The organism is Thermococcus waiotapuensis (genome assembly GCF_055384795.1).
The window spans coordinates 947,717-963,834 of sequence record NZ_AP042429.1 but is presented as its reverse complement, the minus strand read 5'-3'; the positions used below and the strand labels follow the sequence as shown (position 1 = coordinate 963,834).

Sequence of the window (16,118 nt, the reverse complement as noted above, 5' to 3'; positions counted from 1 at the left end):
CGGATAAACTGAGGCAACCTCTATAAAAACGTGTTGATCAAGGGAGTAAAAAGGAAAACCCTGTCTTCTCAAAGTTTTTTGAGCTCCTCCTTAACGGTCTCCGCCAGCCTCTTCACACCCTCCCTGATCTTCTCCTCTGGCACGTAGGTAAAGTTGAGCCTCATGGTGTTCTTTTTGTCCCTGTGGACGAAGAAGGCCTCGCCGGGAACGTAAGCAACTCCCTTTGAAACGGCTTTTTCCAGCATGAACTTCGTGTCTATGCCCTCTGGGAGGGTCACCCACACGAACATTCCACCCTCGGGCTTTGTCCAGGTAACACCTTCGGGCATGTACTCCTCGAGAGCCTCAAGCATGACGTCTCTCCTTGGTTTGTAAAACTCAACGATCTTGGGTATGTGCCCATCCAGGTGGCCGTCTTCCACGTACTTCCAGGCTATGGCCTGTCCCAGAGTGTTGGTGCAGAGGTCTATGCTCTGCTTGGCTATCTCCATCTTCCTTATGAGGTGCGGATGAGCAGCCACCCACCCGATCCTGAGTCCCGGAGCGAGTATCTTCGAGAAGGTTCCGAGGTATATGACGCGGCCGTTCTCATCGAAGTGCTTTATTGGGGGTATAGGCTCCCCGGAGTAGCGGAGCTCGCTGTAGGGGCCATCTTCAACAATAAGGAAGTCGTACTCCTCCGCGAGCTCGACGAGCCTCTTCCTCCTCTCAAGGCTCATTGTGACCCCTGCCGGGTTCTGGAACGTTGAGACCGTGTAAACCATTTTCACTCTTTTTCCTTGCTTTTTGAGCTCCTCCAGCTTCTCCTCGAGGAGGTCAATCCTCATGCCTTCGTCGTCCATGGGGATCGATACAAACTCTGGATCGTAGTACTCGAACGCTTGTATCGCGGCTAAATAAGTGGGGGCCTCCACAACTATAACGTCGCCCGGGTTTATGATGACCCTGCCTATGAGATCAAGGGCCTGCTGGGATCCGGCAACCGTCAGTATCTCGACCTTGCTCATGGGAATCCCATACCTCTTTTCCATCCACCTCGCCAGCGCAAGCCTTAGGGGGGTGAATCCCTTGGTTGTTCCATACTGCAGGGCCTTATCGGCGTGTTCTTCGAGAATTTCGGCAGTTATCTTCTTTATTGTCTCAACGGGGAAAGTCTCAGGCGCGGGCAGGCCTCCGGCCAGGCTTATAACATCGCTTGTCTCAACGAGCTTCAGGAGCTCCCTAACCTCGGAAGCCTTCATCCTAAGCGCCTTCTGGGAGAAGAACGAGTCAAAGTCCACGGGCCCCGCGGCGAGCTTCTTTTCGAGTTTCTTCATCTTTTCCTCCACGTCCCTCCCTCCCGATGATCAACTTAATCCATCAGCACGGAACTGTACATAGACTTCTGGGGCTAATCGGTTATAAACTTTTCTCTAAACCTGCACTCCGGTTTTTCTATTTGTAAAGGAGCGGCCCGTAAGATCTCCACCTCTTCCGGCGGGTTATTCGGTGTTTCAGTGCACTAAAAGAGGCTTTAATGCCGATATTTTAGTACAGAAGCAGTTTTAACCAATTGCCCATCCCCCATCATGGCTCCCGGGTTTGGTTAACAGATGAACTTAACTGTGCATCTTATGTAAACGCTTCCTTTTGCGAAGGCCTTATATCCCTCGAGCCGAAAATCCTTCGAGGTGATTACCTCATGGCAATGAAAGGCTGGTGGGGAAGAATCCTCAGGGTTGACCTGACCAACAACAGGGTGTGGGTGCAGGAGTACCCCGAAGAGGTCGCTAAGAAGTTCATAGGCGGTAGAGGCCTGGCCGCGTGGATTCTCTGGAACGAGGCCAAGAACGTTGACCCACTTGGGCCTGATAACAAGCTCGTTTTCGCTTCTGGCCCGTTCAACGGTCTTCCAACCCCAAGCGGCGGAAAGATGGTGGTAGCGGCTAAAAGCCCACTCACCGGTGGCTACGGCGATGGCAACCTCGGAACCATGGCTACCGTTCACCTGAGGAAGGCCGGCTATGACGCTATAGTCGTCGAAGGTAGAGCCAAGAAGCCGGTGTACCTCTATATTGAGGACGACAACGTGAGCATACTCAGCGCCGAGGGACTCTGGGGCAAAGGCACCTTCGAGACCGAGAGGGAGCTCAAGAATATACACGGCAAGAACGTTGGGGTTCTCAGCATAGGCCCGGCCGGAGAGAACCTCGTCCGCTACGCAGTCGTGATGTCCCAGGAGGGCAGGGCAGCGGGAAGGCCTGGCATGGGTGCCGTCATGGGGAGCAAAAAGCTCAAAGCAGTAGTCATAAAGGGCACCAAGGAGATACCCGTTGCAGATAAGGAGAAGCTCAGGGAGCTTTCCCAGGAAGCCTACAACGCCATCCTCAACTCACCCGGTTATCCCTTCTGGCACAGGCAGGGAACGATGGCGACCGTTGAATGGACCAACGAAAACTCCGCCCTGCCGACAAGGAACTTCCAGGACGGTTCTTTCGAGTTCGCCCGCTCAATAGACGGTTACACCATGGAGGGCATGAAGGTCAAGCAGCGCGGCTGTCCCTACTGCAACATGCCCTGTGGAAACGTAGTTCTGGACGCCGAAGGCCAGGAGAGCGAGCTTGACTACGAGAACGTGGCATTACTCGGCTCAAACCTCGGAATCGGAAAGCTCAACGAGGTTTCTGTCCTCAACAGGATTGCAGACGACATGGGTATGGACACGATAAGCCTCGGTGGTGCAATAGCTTTCATAATGGAGGCCAAGGAGAGGGGCCTGATTAAGGACGACGCCGCTCCGGAGTTCGGTGATTTCAAGAAGGCCAAACAGCTCGCCCTCGATATCGCCTACCGCAGGGGAGAGCTCGGCAACCTCGCGGCGGAGGGCGTCATGAGGATGGCGGAGAAGCTCAACGCAGAGGACTTCGCCATGCACGTCAAGGGCCTTGAGGTCAGCGGATACAACTGTTACATCTACCCGGCGATGGCCCTTGCCTACGCTACCAGCTCGATCGGCGCCCACCACAAGGAAGCCTGGGTCATCGCCTGGGAGATCGGCACGGCTCCGATAGAGGGTGAGAAGGCCAAGAAGGTCGAGTACAACATAACCTATGACCCAGTGAAGGCCGCCAAGGTCGTAGAGCTCCAGCGCCTCAGGGGCGGTCTCTTCGAGATGCTCACCGCGTGCAGGCTCCCATGGGTCGAGGTCGGCCTGAGCCTCGACTACTATCCGAAGCTCCTCGAGGCCATCACGGGCGTCAGGTACACGTGGGACGACCTCTATAACGCGGCCGACAGGGTCTACGCCCTCATAAGGGCTTACTGGGTCAGGGAGCTCGGTGGGAAGTGGGGCAGGCACATGGACTACCCGCCGAAGAGGTGGTTCACCGAGGGCCTCAAGAGCGGACCTTACAGAGGCCAGCACCTCGACAGGGAGAAGTACGACGGTCTGCTCAGCGAGTACTACAGGATAAGGGGCTGGGACGAGCGCGGAATCCCGAAGAAAGAAACCCTCAGGAAGCTCGGCCTCGAAGAGGTCATCCCGGAGCTCGAGAAGGTCACGAAGCTCGAGTGATTTCCTTTTTCTCTTTTACGCTTGAGGAATCCCTGCGGTGGTGTGAGATGGTCAGGATAAAGCTCATGGGGGCTTTTGCCCATTTAGCTGGGGCGAGGGAGCTCAATGTTAAGCTTGAGGGTAGGAAAACCGTCGACGAGCTCCTCCGCGGGGTCATACCCAGGTACGACGAGTTCCATGACAAGGTCATCATGATAAACGGCCACCCCGCGAGGGGCGATGCTGAAGTTGAAGAGACCGACGAGATCAAGGTGATGCCCGTTCTGAGCGGGGGTTAAGGCTTTTCGTTTCTTTGCTGTGGTTTCTATTTCTGAGTAGGCTTCGGGAGTTTGAGAATACAGGAAGCTTTAGAAAAAGCTTCACCAAAAGAGCACCCTTCCTCATAAAACAGATGGGAAAGGTTAGCGTGCACTCTAAAACTCGCATTCTGGCGTCCTAATGAAGCCTTGTGGAGCGCTATAAACAGCCTCTAAAAACAAGTAACTTGAACTTGCACGCCAACTTTGATCAAACTTTGCGCAAGCAAAGTTTGTATGGCGCCGGGGCAGGGATTTGAACCCTGGCGGGCTAACGCCCACTGGCTCTCCAGGCCAGCGCCTTCCCAGGCTAGGCTACCCCGGCGCATAAATGAGAGGAATCAGGAGACGAGCTCGATCTCAATGGTAACATCCTCGGGAACACGGATGCGCATGATCTGGCGCATGGCCCTCTCATCGGCCTCAATATCGACGAGCCTCTTGTGAACGCGGAGCTCGAACCTGTCAAAGGTCGCAGATCCTTCCCCGTCGGGGCTCTTCCTCGTGGTGATCCTGATCCTCCTGGTCGGGAGCGGTATTGGACCGCTCATCCTGACGCCGGTTCTCTCCGCGATCTGCTTGATCTGGTCGGTGACCTCGTTGAGGGCCCTGATGTTCGTACTGGCGAGCTTAATCCTTGCCTTCTGCATCTCCGTCCCTCCTGAGGTTAAGGAAGGAAAGGAAAGTCAGAGAAGGGCGTCACTCCTCGCCCCTCTGGATGGATATGACCATACCGGCGGCGACGGTCTGGCCCATGTCACGGATGGCGAACCTGCCCATCTGCGGGATCTCCTTGACCGGCTCGATGACCATTGCCTTGGTCGGCCTGAGGAGGACGATGGCTGAGTCACCGGTCTTGATGAACTGCGGGTTCTCCTCAACGATGTTACCGGTCCTCGGGTCGAGCTTGGCAAGGAGCTGCTCGAACTTGACTGCCACCTGGGTGGTGTGGGCGTGGAGCACCGGGGTGTAGCCGACGGTGATAGCGGTCGGGTGGTTGAGGACGATGATCTGGGCCTTGAAGGTGTCCTTCGGCCTGACGACGGTCGGCGGGTTGGTGGTGTGTCCGGCAACGTCACCGCGCTTTATGTCATCCTTACCAACGCCACGGACGTTGAAACCGATGTTGTCACCCGGGTAAGCTTCCTGGAGTGGCTCGTGGTGCATCTCGATGGACTTGACTTCACCCTGGATCGGCTTGTGGAAGATCGTGCTGGCCGGCTCAAAGATGACGATGTCACCGACGCGGAGGATACCGGTCTCGACACGGCCGACCGGGACGGTACCGACACCCTTAATTGAGTAGACGTCCTGGATCGGGATGCGGAGCGGCTTGTCGGTCGGCTTCGGCGGCTCCGGGATCTGGTCGAGGGCCTCAAAGAGGGTCGGACCCTTGTACCAGGGCATCTTGTCGCTCCTGTGGACGACGTTGTCACCTACCCAGGCGCTGGTCGGGATAATCGGGAAGTCCTTGTAGCCAAGCATCATGAGGAGCTTCTTGACCTGCTCGGCAACCTCCTTGAACTTCTTCTCGTCGTAGTTGACCGCGTCCATCTTGTTGATGCTGACGATTATGTAGTTGATACCGAGGGTCCTGGCGAGGAAGGCGTGCTCCTTGGTCTGGGGCATGACACCGTCGGTGGCGGCTACAACGAGAACAGCGGCGTCAGCCTGGCTGGCACCGGTGATCATGTTCTTAACGAAGTCCCTGTGGCCTGGAGCGTCAATGATGGTGATGTACCTGTGCGGGGTCTCGAACTTGCTGTGGGCAACGTCAATGGTGATACCCCTCTCCCTCTCTTCCTTGAGCCTGTCCATGACCCAGGCAAACTTGAAGGACTTACCCTTCTCACCCATCTCCTCGAACTTCTTGATGACGGTCTCCGGTACGTTGCCGGTGTCGAAGAGCAGCCTTCCAACGGTGGTGCTCTTACCGTGGTCGACGTGTCCAATAAAGACGATGTTAATGTGGGGCTTTTCCTTGGGCATTTCCAAACACCTCCATATTTTGGTCTACTCCGGCTGAGTAGGATGGCTTTTTAAATCTTTCGAACCTCGGCCCCCTCGGGCGGGAAACCCACCTTTTTCGAGGGGACCTCACGAGTTCCGTGGGTCAACTCGGGTGAGAGGTTTAAAAAGTTAACTAGTGAGGTTTTTGTCCGTGCTAATCCCTCTTCCAAACTTCGAGAACCATGAACTTTCTAACAAGCGGGTTCGGGTAAAGTTCCCATTCTATGCCCTCGGTGTTGGTAAATAGCCTACCGAAGAGTCCCCCCTCCCTCGGGTCAAGGCTTGCTCCGGCAATCTCCCCCTCAAGGATTTCGACTTCCATATACCTTGGCAGTCCCACGGCTACCTCGCCATTTTTCCTGGCATACTCTATGGCCCACCTGGCGGTATAGAGGCCGGAGTATATCTCCGCTATCCTGACGGGAACGCTGGACTTTCCAATGGCTATTATCTCTATCCCCGTCTCCTCCCAGAACTTTCTCGCCAGAGGCTGGAGATCCCTTGCGAGGTCTTTCCACACTTCTTTTCCTCGGTCGGTTATGCTCAAAGCCTCTATCGTTGGTTCGTCAAGCTTCCTGACTTCTATCCCCCCAATGGTGGAATCCAGGTGGACAACATCGGGCTTTACTTCTCTTGCCAGCTCAACTGCCAGAACTGCCTCATCCCTTATGGCCTGCCTGCCGCTCATGTCATAATTAAAAGGATCCGCGTACCTGACTCTGCTCACCGTTGCAGTCCTGTAGGGTTTTTCAACTAAAACCGCGGCCGTTGCTATGAGCCCAACAGGGTTGTACCCCTCGTCGAGAAGCGCCCCTCCGGTGTCAGCGGCAACTATTCTCATGTTTTCACCTCCATGAAGGTCAGAACCTTTTGGTCATCACCCCTCAGTACTCGGCAAACTCATCATCCCCCCATGGCCTCAAAAGCTGTTCGGGATTTTCAGTGATCACCCCACAGGTAGAGGGGCTCACTGGTCAGGTTTATGTTTCCACCGGAGTTACTCTTATAACGTCGGGCGATTAAAACCTTTCCGGTGGGGATATGACAACCAGGAGAGAGTGGCCGTTGTTTTTGCTCGCCATTGTCCTGGTCATTCTGGTCATCTCGTGGAAGACCGTAAGCCCGCTTGTGACTCCGGTGTTCTTTGCCTTCACTCTGGCGTATATTGTGTATCCCGTTCACCAAAGGCTTGAAGCGAAAGTTGGCCCACTGAAATCTGCCCTCCTCATGACCCTACTTATGATCGTTCTGGGCCTTTTGATCTTCGCTGTTCTGGCAACGGTGGCCATAAACCTTCTCCGGACATTTTACAGAAACGTCGGCGATGTATTTAACTGGCTTTTGTCCGTTAATTTGCCTCCTTCGGTCTCCAGTTTTGTCCTGAACCTCAGGGCAAACTTGATGCCCATGCTGGCCGATTACGTTTCGTCATTTACCTTTTCTGTTCCGGGTTACATCCTCCAGTTCTTTGTCTTTTTGCTCACGTTTTACTATACATTGGCCTATGCCCGTGACATGATCCCGTTCATCCTCAAACTGGTTCCAGAAGAGCAGAAGGACTTTGTTTTTGAGCTTCTTGAGAACCTGGATAAAACGATGAACGCCCTCGTCAGGGCGTGGTTGCTTCTCAACGTCGCGAAGGGTATCCTGATGACCCTGGGGTACATTATCTTTGGGGTCTCGGATCTATACACTGCCCTGGTTGCGGGCTTTTTGACGTTCCTTTTCAGCTTCGTCCCCCTGCTTGAGGGGTGGATGCTGTGGGCTGTTGGGGCTGTATACCTTTACCTTTCCGGATCTCCCCTCCTGGCCATTGGGATTTCCATCTACGGCGCGGCCCTGGTTTCCCCTCTCCCCGACTACACTATACGCCCAAAGCTGGTCGCCAGGGGTGCTGATCTTGACGAGACGATAGTCTTCATAGGCATGGTTGGAGGTACCTGGGCTTTTGGTCTCAAGGGGATTCTTCTGGGTCCGATAATCCTGAGCCTGGCCCTGGTGGTTTTAAAGGAGTGGAAAAACAGGCAGAGAGTGGCTAAAGCTTCTCGCACTCAACCAGCTTAGCCCCGGCCTTCTGGAGCTCTTCCAGGGCTCTTTTTTCTCCCTCTGGATTTATCCCCCTGATGGCGTCCACTATTATGCAGGTTTCGTAGCCAAGCTTGAGAGCATCCATGGCCGTTGCCTTCACGCAGTACTCCGTCGCAACACCACAGACGTAAACCCGCTCAACCCCGTTTTTCTGCAGGATTTCGTTGAGTTCCGTATCCTCGAAACCGGAATATGCCTCCTTATCTGGCTCCGTTGCCTTTGATATTACAGCGGCATTCTCCGGAATCTCGACAACGAACTCTGCCCCCGGGGTGTTCTGAACGCAGTGCTTTGGCCATGGACCTCCCCGCTCCTTAAAGCTGATGTGGTTCTCAGGATGCCAGTCCCTCGTGGCAACTACCAGCGCGCCCCGCTCCTGGAACTTTTTGATGCATTGGTTGACCTTTGTGATTATTTTGTCCCCCTCCGGAACCGGAAGGGCTCCCCCGGGCATGAAATCCCTCTGCATATCGACTACAATAAGGGCTTCCCGGGACATGTTCATCACCGTAGAATGTTGGGCAGTGGCTAAATTAGGTTTTCGTTATTCAAGGCTGAGCCTGTCCCTGAACTTTGACATGTCCAGCCCTCTATCCAGCCCGAAGAGATACAGAACGAGCTTCCTGTCGAGGTTGCCGTACCTTTTTGAGAACTCCTCAAGCTCAGTCATGAGTTCATCCCGCCCAAGCCCCAGAGAAGAGGAGACAAATTGAGCCATTTCCTCAAAGAGGTCTTCACCCTTAATGCTCTCGTCCAGGGCTTCCTCCTTCACCAGAAGGACGCCTTCTCTCTCCTCGATGAGGCCCCGCTTTATCCACTCATCAACGGACTCCTTGGCCTCCTTAACACTCATTATCCTGAGCGTAAAGGCAAGCAGGCCAACGAGCTCGTTTCGGGAAAACTCCTTAGATCCTTTAACGCTTATCGCCTTCCTAAGCGGGTGCACAGGATCACCGGGGTTAAATATGCCCTGGAGATATAAAAACCTGCCGGAGAAGGAATATGGAGCCGGGACCGGGATTTGAACCCGGGACCTGCGGATTACGAGTCCGCCGCCCTACCGAGCTAGGCTACCCCGGCACCCGTTTGAAAGGGGGTGAGGGGGTTTATAAGTTTTTCCCGTCATGGCTTTGGAAGTGCTATGGCTATCAGAAGAAGGGAACCACCCAGGGCAAAACCGGCCAGGGTAATTGCCTGCATACGGGCCGGGTCGACCCTGTGCAGTATCTCCGGAAGTTCTATCCTGTGACCCTCGGTGGCTTTTCCAATTACTGAGGCGAGCATGAAACCGGAAATTGCATCGTAGATCCAGTGGTGGGCCAGAAAAATTGTAGAAAACGGGACGAGGGAGTTCAGGGCGATTAGAACCTTGCCCCATATTTTTTCTCTGTGATTCCAGAGGGTTATTACGTTGACTGCCGCTATGGTGTTGTGAAGTGACGGGAGAACGAACTCGGCCTGGGTTAAATAAGTGGCGCTCGGTGAAACTACGTCCAGCTTATAGACGTCGTGGGGCGCGTGTACGTGGACGAAAACATAAGTGATTCCACAGAGCAGATAGGAGAGGAAATATCTAGCCATGAGTTCATCGGCCGAGGACAGGTCTTTCCAGTAGATGAGGACGAAGAAAACAGTCAGTGCTATTGAGCTCGAGAACCCCATGAAGTACACGGCCTTCATCAGGTAGTAGAAGGGCAAAATGCTCTTTGCGAGTTCGAGGGTTGAAACGACGAAATGGCGAGAAGTGAAGGGGAGTCTCAGCAGGTAGCTGGTGACGTCCCGACTTTCATTTATAAACGGGTACAGAAATGTGAAGAGTAGCCATCCGAAGTACAGTATCAGGAATCCGTCAAGCCTCACCAGGACGTTATTATCTCTGAGGGACTCCGCCACTGAATTGAGGCCACCTTTCAGTCCCGCGCCCTTCATTTTCCTCGACCATGGTTGGGGGAGGAGTATTTAAACTTTTCACCAATAACCCCAAAACTCTGCGGAGTTGTGCACCCGAACTCCCGGAATCCTTTTATAAAACTCACGCCATTGGATGCCGGTGATTAAAATGAACATCGAAGTACCCGGCTACCGTAAACTGGAGTTTAGCTCAGTCCTCTTCGACCTCAACGGAACCCTCGGCCAGAGCGGGAGAATCGAGGAGGAGGTAAAGCACCTCCTTGAGAGGCTCGCTGATAAGTACACGGTGGTGGTTCTCAGCGCGGACACCTTTGGCACGCTCGAGGAAGAACTCAGGGGCCTTCCCGTGAGGGTTGAGAGGGTATCAAACGGGGCAGAGAAAGCGGAGGTTGCGAAGGGCTACGCCCCTTACGCGGCGGTTGGCAACGGCAACAACGACGTGGCGATGCTGGAAGGGGCCGAGCTGGCTTTCTGCGTCATCGGGCCCGAGGGGACGACCGTTGATGCACTACTCGCGAGCGACATAGCTGTGAAGGACGTGAGAGACGCCATAGCGATGCTCCTCGATGAGAGAAAGCTCATAGCGACGCTGAGGGGATGAGGGGAGAGATGTGAATTACAGAACGCTGAAGGGCCCCGGAACGGCCCGGCTCATCGTCAAGAAGTCGGTCTTCATAGGCTACGCCTCCCCTGCGAACATGGAAGAGGAAGCCAGGGCCTTCATAGCAAAGATAAAGGCCCACCACGGTGACGCGACCCACAACGTTTCCGCTTACCTAATCAACGACGGGAAGAACTTCGCGGTTCGCTATGACGATGACGGTGAACCAAAGGGCTCCGCCGGAAAGCCCGTCCTAAAGGTCATACAGAACAGGGGCCTGAGCAACGTAGTTGTCGTGGTTACGCGCTACTTCGGTGGCATAAAGCTCGGCTACGGCGGGCTGGTTAAAGCGTACAGCGACGCGGCGAGTTTAGCCATAGAGAACGCGGGAACCGTTGAGGTTTACGAGACGGAGCGCTTTGAGGTGGTCTTCCCTTACAGCCTCTTTCACACGGTTAGGGAGGCCGTTGAGAAGGCCGGGGGAAAGGTGGTAAGCGAGGAGTACGGGGAGCTTGTGAAGTTCACCGTGGAGATCAGAAAGGGCGAAGCCGGGCCCCTCATGGAGCTTTTGACCGAGAAAACGCGGGGCAGGGCAAGGTTGAGGCCGCTTTTTATGCTGGAATTGTAAGAAAGGCTTTTGTTTGTGCACCATCTGACTCGCCCTCAGTTCTTCCCAAAAATCCTCTCCCAGGCCCTTATGGCGCCCCATTTGTCGAGGAACTCGTTGAAGGTGCCGCACCTGGGAGAGAGGACGCAGACCGGACAGCCGTCTTTGCAGGAGCAGCCCTTCAAGTGCTCGAGGCTCTTCTCCATGAGCCTCTCGGCGTTTTCGTAGAGGACTTCGGCGAGGCCTGCTCCCCCTTCGTTGCCGTCGTAGATGAAAACCACCGGCATCCCAGCGTAGGGTTTTCCCGGAAAGGCCGCGTAGCTGTAGCCCCCGAGCTCCCTCGAATCAACGTAAGTGAATATCGGCGCTATCTTGATGAGGTTGTGCTCTATCGCGTGGAGCGCGGAGCCAACCCCGTCTTTGCTGTCAACCATCTTCTTTATCGCGAAGACCAGCTCCTCGTCGTTTATGCCCGCCCTCTGGAGGGCGTCGCCTATCGTTTTTCTTATTATAAAGCTCGTGCTCCCGAGGTAGAGCGGGAAGAGCTTTCTCCTGTCGAGGCTCCAGTAGAGGTGGAGCGCGATGTCTTCGGCTTTCTCACCAGCTTTCCCGAGGAACTCCCGGAACTCTTCGGCGGGGACGTCCCTTATCGACTCGGGGAAGACGAGCCATATTCCTTCTGTCTCGAACTCCCTCACGTGGGGTTCCTCAAACTCAACCCTCGCGAACTTCTCCCAGTTGAGTACCGGGTCTTCCCTCCCCTCTCCGCTCGCCGGAGAGAAGATCTCGCCCTTTAAAATTCCCATCTCCTTCAGCTTCGCCAGCTCGGCCACGTAGTTTCCTGTATCGAGGCCCTTAACGGCGTAGCCTGTGTAGACATGCCTCACCCTGAGCCTCCCGAGGCCTACCGTTACTCCCCCGTATGACTTCTCTCGCTTAACCTCGAGGATTTCAACGTCCTCGCGCTTGCTAACCAAGGTCTCGACGTCCCAGAGACGGTTTAACTGCCTCGCGAAGATGAAGTGGAAGTTGCCCGTGCTCAACCTGTCCGCCGCCATGTAGAGCTCTCCCCTGGAGAAGTAGGCCATCCCGGGCAAAAGCGAGCGGTGGTATTCATCGGTGTCGACCTCCTCTATGATGTAGCCCCTCATCCTTAGCCAGTCGATGAAGTTGATTAGCTCGCGCGTTGATGCCTTTTCCATCAGCTCGCCCCTTATCCATGGCTCGTCCTTCACGAGGAAGAAGCTCTCGTCGCTGGCTGTCCTGAGAGAGGAGTAGTTGAGGGCCGGCCTCCTAAGGCGGAGCTCCAGCTTCCCAGTTATCGGGTTCTTCCCCAGGTCTGCTTTACGCTCGGTGACGAGCTTTTCGGCTATTCTCCTCTCGAACCCGTCCAGCTCGTCCCAGTCGAGGATCCCGAGCTCGGTGAGCAGGTAATGGAGGTGCTTTTCCGCTATGCGCTCGCTGTCAACCTTAACGGGCGTATACTCTATGGCGCCCTTCTCAAGCCTTTCGACGAGCTCATCGAAGTGCTCGCGGTAATAGTAATCGAGGCCGTCCTTCCTCAGGACGATGCCGTTCAATGCCTCGCGGTCGGCCTTTCTTCCAGCCCTGCCGAAGCGCTGGATCAGGGAGAAGAGGCCATCCGGCGGGATGCCGTAGTTTATCACAGCGTCTAAGTCCCCTACGTCTATCCCCAGCTCGAGGGCGTTGGTGGTGAGCAGGACTGAAAGCCTGCCCTCCCTGAAGTCCCTCTCTATCCCCCAGCGGACGCTCTTTGGGAGTGTCCCCTTGTAGGTGCTCGCCCTCGAAAAGGCCGGCGAGCTCAGGAGAAAGCGGAGGAGCTTTTCGGTCCCCTTTCTGCTGTCGAAGAAGACGAGGGTCTTGATGCCCTCCTCGCTGAGCCTCTCGACGATGGCCTTCAGAAGCCCTCTCTCCTCGAGGTTTTCTGGCTCGAAGAGCACCAAATACCTCCTCGGGAAGGGGTTGGTCGCCTCAGTTATTGCCTCAAACTTGGCCCTGAAGAGTTTTTCCGCGAACTCCTCCGGGTTCCTCAACGTTGCGGAGAGGGCTATTATCTGGGGCCTGACCCCGAGGCGCTTTAACCTGAAGAGCAGGCGCCTGAAAAGCCACGCCGCGTTGCTCCCGAAGATTCCTCTGTAAACGTGGAGCTCGTCAACGACGAGGTAGCGCAGGTTCCTCAGAAGCCATTCGTAGTCCCTCCAGCGGCGCAGAACATTGTAGTGGAGCATGTCTGGAGTTGTGAAGACGACCCTCGGTTCCTCCCGGATCAGCTCCCTCCGCTCGCTCCAGGGGACGTCACCGGTGAGGATCCTCGCGCTCACGCTTTTTCCAGTTACTCGGTAGAGGGCTAAATTCTGGAGGGAGAACTTCTCGAACTGGTTGTTTATCAAAGCTCTGGTGGGGTAAACGAGGAGGTAAGTCCGCCCCGGGTCAGAGAGGTAGGAGTCGAAGATGGCCAGCCTGAAAATCTCGCTCTTCCCGCTCGCCGTGGGGGTTGTTACAACGATGTTTTTGCCGGAATAGAGCTTTTCGAGGGCCTCAACCTGGTGCCTGTAGAGGGTGAAGCCGAGCTCCCCGAGGAGGGCGTTTATTTCTGGGTTCCTGAACCTGAACTCCCCGAACTCGCCCTCGCTGGGTGAGAAAACGTGGACTTTAGCTATTTCTGACTTCAGCGGCTTGAGGGCTTCGAAGAGTGACATGGCCTTTCTTTCTTTAGAACCCTCAAAAAGCTGGCGGTGGTTGTTTGCTACGGGAGCTGACGAGGAAGTACTGGGCAATCCTTGAGGTCATAGCCGACGGAAAACTCAGCTCGGAGGAAATTACCGGGGAGCTTTTCTCAAAGGGGTTGATAGAGAGCGCATCTCCCGGGGCGGTCGCTCCGTACTTAGAAACCCTCGTTGGGATGGGGTTGCTCGAGAGGATCAGCGTTTTTGGGAAGAAGCGGAAAATTTACCGCTACCGCCACGTCTCCCCCCTGGTTGATTTTGCCTACTACCTGAACGCAAAGTACGGCTTTTTCGAGGCAGGTTTGCCCCCGAATAAGGTGGAGGAGCTTTTAAGGGAGAGGCTCCCGCACTACGTTGAGGTCTTCTTTGAGAGGCCCCTCTCCCAGCACTACGGACTCCAGCCGGTCCGGGTGGAGGGGCCCGAACTTGAGATTGACGTTGCCCTCGTGGAGAACAAGAGGCTCAGGCTCGTTGCCGAAGTGAAGTGGAAGAACAAAATCAAGAAGCAGGACATCAGAAAGGCCGAGGACAAGTTTGATAAAGCGGGGGCGGAAACCAACCTCCTCATAGTCCCTGACAAGGGCATTCTCCCGGAAAAGACCGAGAACGCGAAGGCCTTCGACTGGAGGGACGCCCTGGCGTTAGCCGGGGTAGCAAAAGTTCCCGTATAGCTCCCCCGAGGGTGCCTCACCTGCCGGGAAAAAAGAAAAATCAGCGGAGGTTTTCGGCCTCCGCGTAAAGTTCTGCCTTCTCGACGAGAACCTTGAGGAGCTCGAGGAGCTCGCGGGCGTTCTTCTCCGAGTAGGGAAGGAGAAAGTTTATGACCCCGCTGAAGCGGGCGTGATCCTCGAGGAGCGTGAGTGACAGGTCGACCTCTCTCACAGACCTCCCGAAGATGCCGCTGTAGGTGCTCCTCAGATAGACCTCATAACGCTTGCAGGCCTTCATGAGACCACACCTCCCGTGCAGGCCCCAAAGGGGGCAAAAAAGAAAAGGTCACCGGAGCAGGGCCCTTATCTCTTCCTCGCCGAGGACCCGCCCGATGTATTTGGAGAGGATGTAGGCGAGCAGGAAGACGTTCTCAGGAGTCAGGTCGATGAGCTCATAGATGTAGCGGTCGTAGCCGCTGGCGATAACGAAGCGGAAACCACCCGCCTCGAACTGCACCTCGACCCTGAGGGGCCCGTCCACGCTCTCTAACTCCAGGATGTAGTAATCAAAATCCATTGCGTACACCGCGACCACCGCGCAGAAGAGTGCAGGCGCCCTCAGGCGGTGTAACTCGGGCCTCGGGGTTTATAAATTTTTTGGCCCCGGGTTAAAAGGAAAGGGTCACCGGCCGGCCGTGCGCTTCTGCTCCTCCGCGATGAGCTTCGCCTGCTCTTCCAGGAGCCTGCAATGCTCCTGCTTTCTGCGTATGGACAACACGTGGTAGTAAAGCAGTATCAGGCCGAGCCCAAACACTGGAATCAGGGCGGCTTCCAGGACAAAGAGGACCGCGTGGCCAACCTTCTGGGCGGTTGTGAAGCACCTTATCCCCATGGGCATCACCAACACTGCATGTTTCCAATTGCTTTACTAGCCCTGAAACTCGTGGGGAGGGTTGAGTCCCTCCCCACGGACGGCCCCCTCCCGTTTCCAAAACTGCAAGCTGGTTCTGAAACATGAGTTCAGAAATGTCGTTAGAGAGGCTCTGAAGTTCGCTAAGTTGGTGTTTCCAAAACTGCAAGCTGGTTCTGAAACTCGTGGTAATAAACGAGGAACTGTCGACGGAGCTGGCGGTAGTTTCCAAAACTGCAAGCTGGTTCTGAAACCACGTAGACGAGCATGGCAGAGTACCGGGGTCGATAATAAAATACGTTTCCAAAACTGCAAGCTGGTTCTGAAACATGTTTGTAAACGGTTTGCTTTCTACACTATCGCCCACAGTTCGCCGGTTTCCAAAACTGCAAGCTGGTTCTGAAACGTTGTGGGACGGCATAAATTCTCTCAACTTCAGGTCCGGTTTCCAAAACTGCAAGCTGGTTCTGAAACTGGAGGTGGTGAAAATGAAAGCCATTATTGTGGGAAGGCATGAGATGTTTCCAAAACTGCAAGCTGGTTCTGAAACTTATATCTTCAAGACTGAGGCTATGGGTCTCTTCCCCGCTCGGGAAGAGTTTCCAAAACTGCAAGCTGGTTCTGAAACTTATATCTTCAAGACTGAGGCTATGGGTCTCTTCCCCGCTCGGGAAGAGTTTCCAAAACTGCAAGCTGGTTCTGAAACGAAAACTTGGTTGATGTGTATAAGATGTTAGAAGGTTTC

At 55.0% G+C, this 16,118-nt stretch carries 17 protein-coding genes, 2 tRNA genes and 1 CRISPR repeat array (1 of these 20 cut by a window edge); of the genes, 6 read left to right on the top strand and 13 right to left on the bottom strand.

Features of this window, described 5'->3' with window-relative positions; translation table 11 throughout:
• Positions 1-68 precede the first annotated feature (68 nt).
• Positions 69-1,316, bottom strand: a complete 1,248-nt coding sequence (locus ACZ47M_RS05365) for an aminotransferase-like domain-containing protein (protein WP_315342857.1) — start codon at positions 1,314-1,316, stop codon at positions 69-71.
• A gap of 371 nt (positions 1,317-1,687) precedes the next feature.
• Between ACZ47M_RS05365 and for the strand changes: the two genes are divergently transcribed.
• The gene (gene for, locus ACZ47M_RS05360) at positions 1,688-3,553 is read left to right on the top strand and encodes a tungsten-containing formaldehyde ferredoxin oxidoreductase (RefSeq protein ID WP_315342928.1); all 1,866 of its coding nucleotides are present in this window, start codon (positions 1,688-1,690) and stop codon (positions 3,551-3,553) included.
• Positions 3,554-3,600: 47 nt separating this feature from the next.
• Complete coding sequence (locus ACZ47M_RS05355) at positions 3,601-3,831, top strand: MoaD/ThiS family protein (RefSeq protein WP_315342858.1); 231 nt, start codon at positions 3,601-3,603, stop codon at positions 3,829-3,831.
• A gap of 256 nt (positions 3,832-4,087) precedes the next feature.
• On the opposite strand, the gene ACZ47M_RS05350 is transcribed toward ACZ47M_RS05355, so the two are convergent.
• From ACZ47M_RS05350 to ACZ47M_RS05335, 4 genes are all read right to left on the bottom strand, one after another.
• Positions 4,088-4,174: transfer RNA gene (locus ACZ47M_RS05350), tRNA-Ser, on the bottom strand.
• 16 nt (positions 4,175-4,190) lie between these two features.
• Positions 4,191-4,499 carry a 30S ribosomal protein S10 gene (rpsJ, locus tag ACZ47M_RS05345; protein WP_010478195.1) on the bottom strand — a complete coding sequence of 103 codons (309 nt, stop codon included), beginning with the start codon at positions 4,497-4,499 and terminating at the stop codon, positions 4,191-4,193.
• Positions 4,500-4,548: 49 nt separating this feature from the next.
• A complete protein-coding gene (gene tuf / locus ACZ47M_RS05340; protein ID WP_315342861.1) occupies positions 4,549-5,838 on the bottom strand; it encodes a translation elongation factor EF-1 subunit alpha in 1,290 nt (429 codons plus the stop codon).
• A 175-nt stretch (positions 5,839-6,013) separates the two neighbouring features.
• Positions 6,014-6,700 carry a DUF4152 family protein gene (locus tag ACZ47M_RS05335; protein ID WP_315342863.1) on the bottom strand — a complete coding sequence of 229 codons (687 nt, stop codon included), beginning with the start codon at positions 6,698-6,700 and terminating at the stop codon, positions 6,014-6,016.
• Positions 6,701-6,900: 200 nt separating this feature from the next.
• Here ACZ47M_RS05335 and ACZ47M_RS05330 point away from each other — a divergent pair, with 200 nt between their 5' ends.
• A complete protein-coding gene (locus ACZ47M_RS05330; RefSeq protein WP_315342865.1) occupies positions 6,901-7,923 on the top strand; it encodes an AI-2E family transporter in 1,023 nt (340 codons plus the stop codon).
• Here the strand turns inward: ACZ47M_RS05330 and ACZ47M_RS05325 are convergent.
• The 4 genes from ACZ47M_RS05325 to ACZ47M_RS05310 all read right to left on the bottom strand — a co-directional run bounded on the left by ACZ47M_RS05325 (position 7,895) and on the right by ACZ47M_RS05310 (position 9,876).
• Positions 7,895-8,446: a nicotinamidase gene (locus tag ACZ47M_RS05325; RefSeq protein ID WP_315342929.1), complete on the bottom strand. Its 552-nt coding sequence runs from the start codon at positions 8,444-8,446 to the stop codon at positions 7,895-7,897. The genes ACZ47M_RS05330 and ACZ47M_RS05325 overlap by 29 nt on opposite strands.
• A gap of 45 nt (positions 8,447-8,491) precedes the next feature.
• On the bottom strand, positions 8,492-8,893 hold the full coding sequence (locus ACZ47M_RS05320; protein ID WP_315342867.1) for a DUF2240 family protein: 402 nt from the start codon (positions 8,891-8,893) through the stop codon (positions 8,492-8,494).
• A 57-nt stretch (positions 8,894-8,950) separates the two neighbouring features.
• Positions 8,951-9,027: transfer RNA gene (locus ACZ47M_RS05315), tRNA-Thr, on the bottom strand.
• Positions 9,028-9,069: 42 nt separating this feature from the next.
• Positions 9,070-9,876 (bottom strand): phosphatase PAP2 family protein, encoded by an 807-nt coding sequence (locus ACZ47M_RS05310; RefSeq protein WP_315342868.1) that lies wholly within the window; start codon positions 9,874-9,876, stop codon positions 9,070-9,072.
• 130 nt (positions 9,877-10,006) lie between these two features.
• On the opposite strand from ACZ47M_RS05310, the gene ACZ47M_RS05305 reads away from it, so the two are divergent.
• Entirely contained in the window at positions 10,007-10,459 is a 453-nt protein-coding gene (locus ACZ47M_RS05305; protein WP_315342930.1) for an HAD family hydrolase, read from the top strand.
• Positions 10,460-10,469: 10 nt separating this feature from the next.
• The gene (locus tag ACZ47M_RS05300; protein ID WP_315342869.1) at positions 10,470-11,087 is read left to right on the top strand and encodes a YigZ family protein; all 618 of its coding nucleotides are present in this window, start codon (positions 10,470-10,472) and stop codon (positions 11,085-11,087) included.
• Between the two features lie 35 nt (positions 11,088-11,122).
• Here the strand turns inward: ACZ47M_RS05300 and ACZ47M_RS05295 are convergent, their stop codons facing one another.
• Complete coding sequence (locus tag ACZ47M_RS05295) at positions 11,123-13,786, bottom strand: DEAD/DEAH box helicase (RefSeq protein ID WP_315342870.1); 2,664 nt, start codon at positions 13,784-13,786, stop codon at positions 11,123-11,125.
• A gap of 44 nt (positions 13,787-13,830) precedes the next feature.
• On the opposite strand from ACZ47M_RS05295, the gene ACZ47M_RS05290 reads away from it, so the two are divergent.
• Positions 13,831-14,484: a hypothetical protein gene (locus ACZ47M_RS05290; protein ID WP_315342872.1), complete on the top strand. Its 654-nt coding sequence runs from the start codon at positions 13,831-13,833 to the stop codon at positions 14,482-14,484.
• Positions 14,485-14,524: 40 nt separating this feature from the next.
• Here the strand turns inward: ACZ47M_RS05290 and ACZ47M_RS05285 are convergent, their stop codons facing one another.
• From ACZ47M_RS05285 to ACZ47M_RS05275, 3 genes are all read right to left on the bottom strand, one after another.
• Positions 14,525-14,761: a hypothetical protein gene (locus ACZ47M_RS05285; protein ID WP_315342874.1), complete on the bottom strand. Its 237-nt coding sequence runs from the start codon at positions 14,759-14,761 to the stop codon at positions 14,525-14,527.
• Between the two features lie 48 nt (positions 14,762-14,809).
• Entirely contained in the window at positions 14,810-15,040 is a 231-nt protein-coding gene (locus ACZ47M_RS05280) for a hypothetical protein (protein ID WP_315342932.1), read from the bottom strand.
• 105 nt (positions 15,041-15,145) lie between these two features.
• Entirely contained in the window at positions 15,146-15,355 is a 210-nt protein-coding gene (locus ACZ47M_RS05275; protein ID WP_315342876.1) for a hypothetical protein, read from the bottom strand.
• A gap of 92 nt (positions 15,356-15,447) precedes the next feature.
• Positions 15,448-16,118: a CRISPR direct-repeat array (repeat unit 30 nt; unit sequence GTTTCCAAAACTGCAAGCTGGTTCTGAAAC) (it continues 172 nt past the right edge of the window).

Coding starts and splice junctions, on each gene's coding strand:
- ACZ47M_RS05365 (WP_315342857.1), bottom strand. CDS start 1,316: ATGAAGAAACTCGAAAAGAAGCTCGCCGCGGGGCCCGTGGACTTTGAC.
- for (WP_315342928.1), top strand. CDS start 1,688: ATGAAAGGCTGGTGGGGAAGAATCCTCAGGGTTGACCTGACCAACAAC.
- ACZ47M_RS05355 (WP_315342858.1), top strand. CDS start 3,601: ATGGTCAGGATAAAGCTCATGGGGGCTTTTGCCCATTTAGCTGGGGCG.
- rpsJ (WP_010478195.1), bottom strand. CDS start 4,499: ATGCAGAAGGCAAGGATTAAGCTCGCCAGTACGAACATCAGGGCCCTC.
- tuf (WP_315342861.1), bottom strand. CDS start 5,838: ATGCCCAAGGAAAAGCCCCACATTAACATCGTCTTTATTGGACACGTC.
- ACZ47M_RS05335 (WP_315342863.1), bottom strand. CDS start 6,700: ATGAGAATAGTTGCCGCTGACACCGGAGGGGCGCTTCTCGACGAGGGG.
- ACZ47M_RS05330 (WP_315342865.1), top strand. CDS start 6,901: ATGACAACCAGGAGAGAGTGGCCGTTGTTTTTGCTCGCCATTGTCCTG.
- ACZ47M_RS05325 (WP_315342929.1), bottom strand. CDS start 8,446: ATGTCCCGGGAAGCCCTTATTGTAGTCGATATGCAGAGGGATTTCATG.
- ACZ47M_RS05310 (WP_315342868.1), bottom strand. CDS start 9,876: ATGAAGGGCGCGGGACTGAAAGGTGGCCTCAATTCAGTGGCGGAGTCC.
- ACZ47M_RS05305 (WP_315342930.1), top strand. CDS start 10,007: ATGAACATCGAAGTACCCGGCTACCGTAAACTGGAGTTTAGCTCAGTC.
- ACZ47M_RS05295 (WP_315342870.1), bottom strand. CDS start 13,786: ATGTCACTCTTCGAAGCCCTCAAGCCGCTGAAGTCAGAAATAGCTAAA.
- ACZ47M_RS05285 (WP_315342874.1), bottom strand. CDS start 14,761: ATGAAGGCCTGCAAGCGTTATGAGGTCTATCTGAGGAGCACCTACAGC.
- ACZ47M_RS05280 (WP_315342932.1), bottom strand. CDS start 15,040: ATGGATTTTGATTACTACATCCTGGAGTTAGAGAGCGTGGACGGGCCC.
- ACZ47M_RS05275 (WP_315342876.1), bottom strand. CDS start 15,355: ATGGGGATAAGGTGCTTCACAACCGCCCAGAAGGTTGGCCACGCGGTC.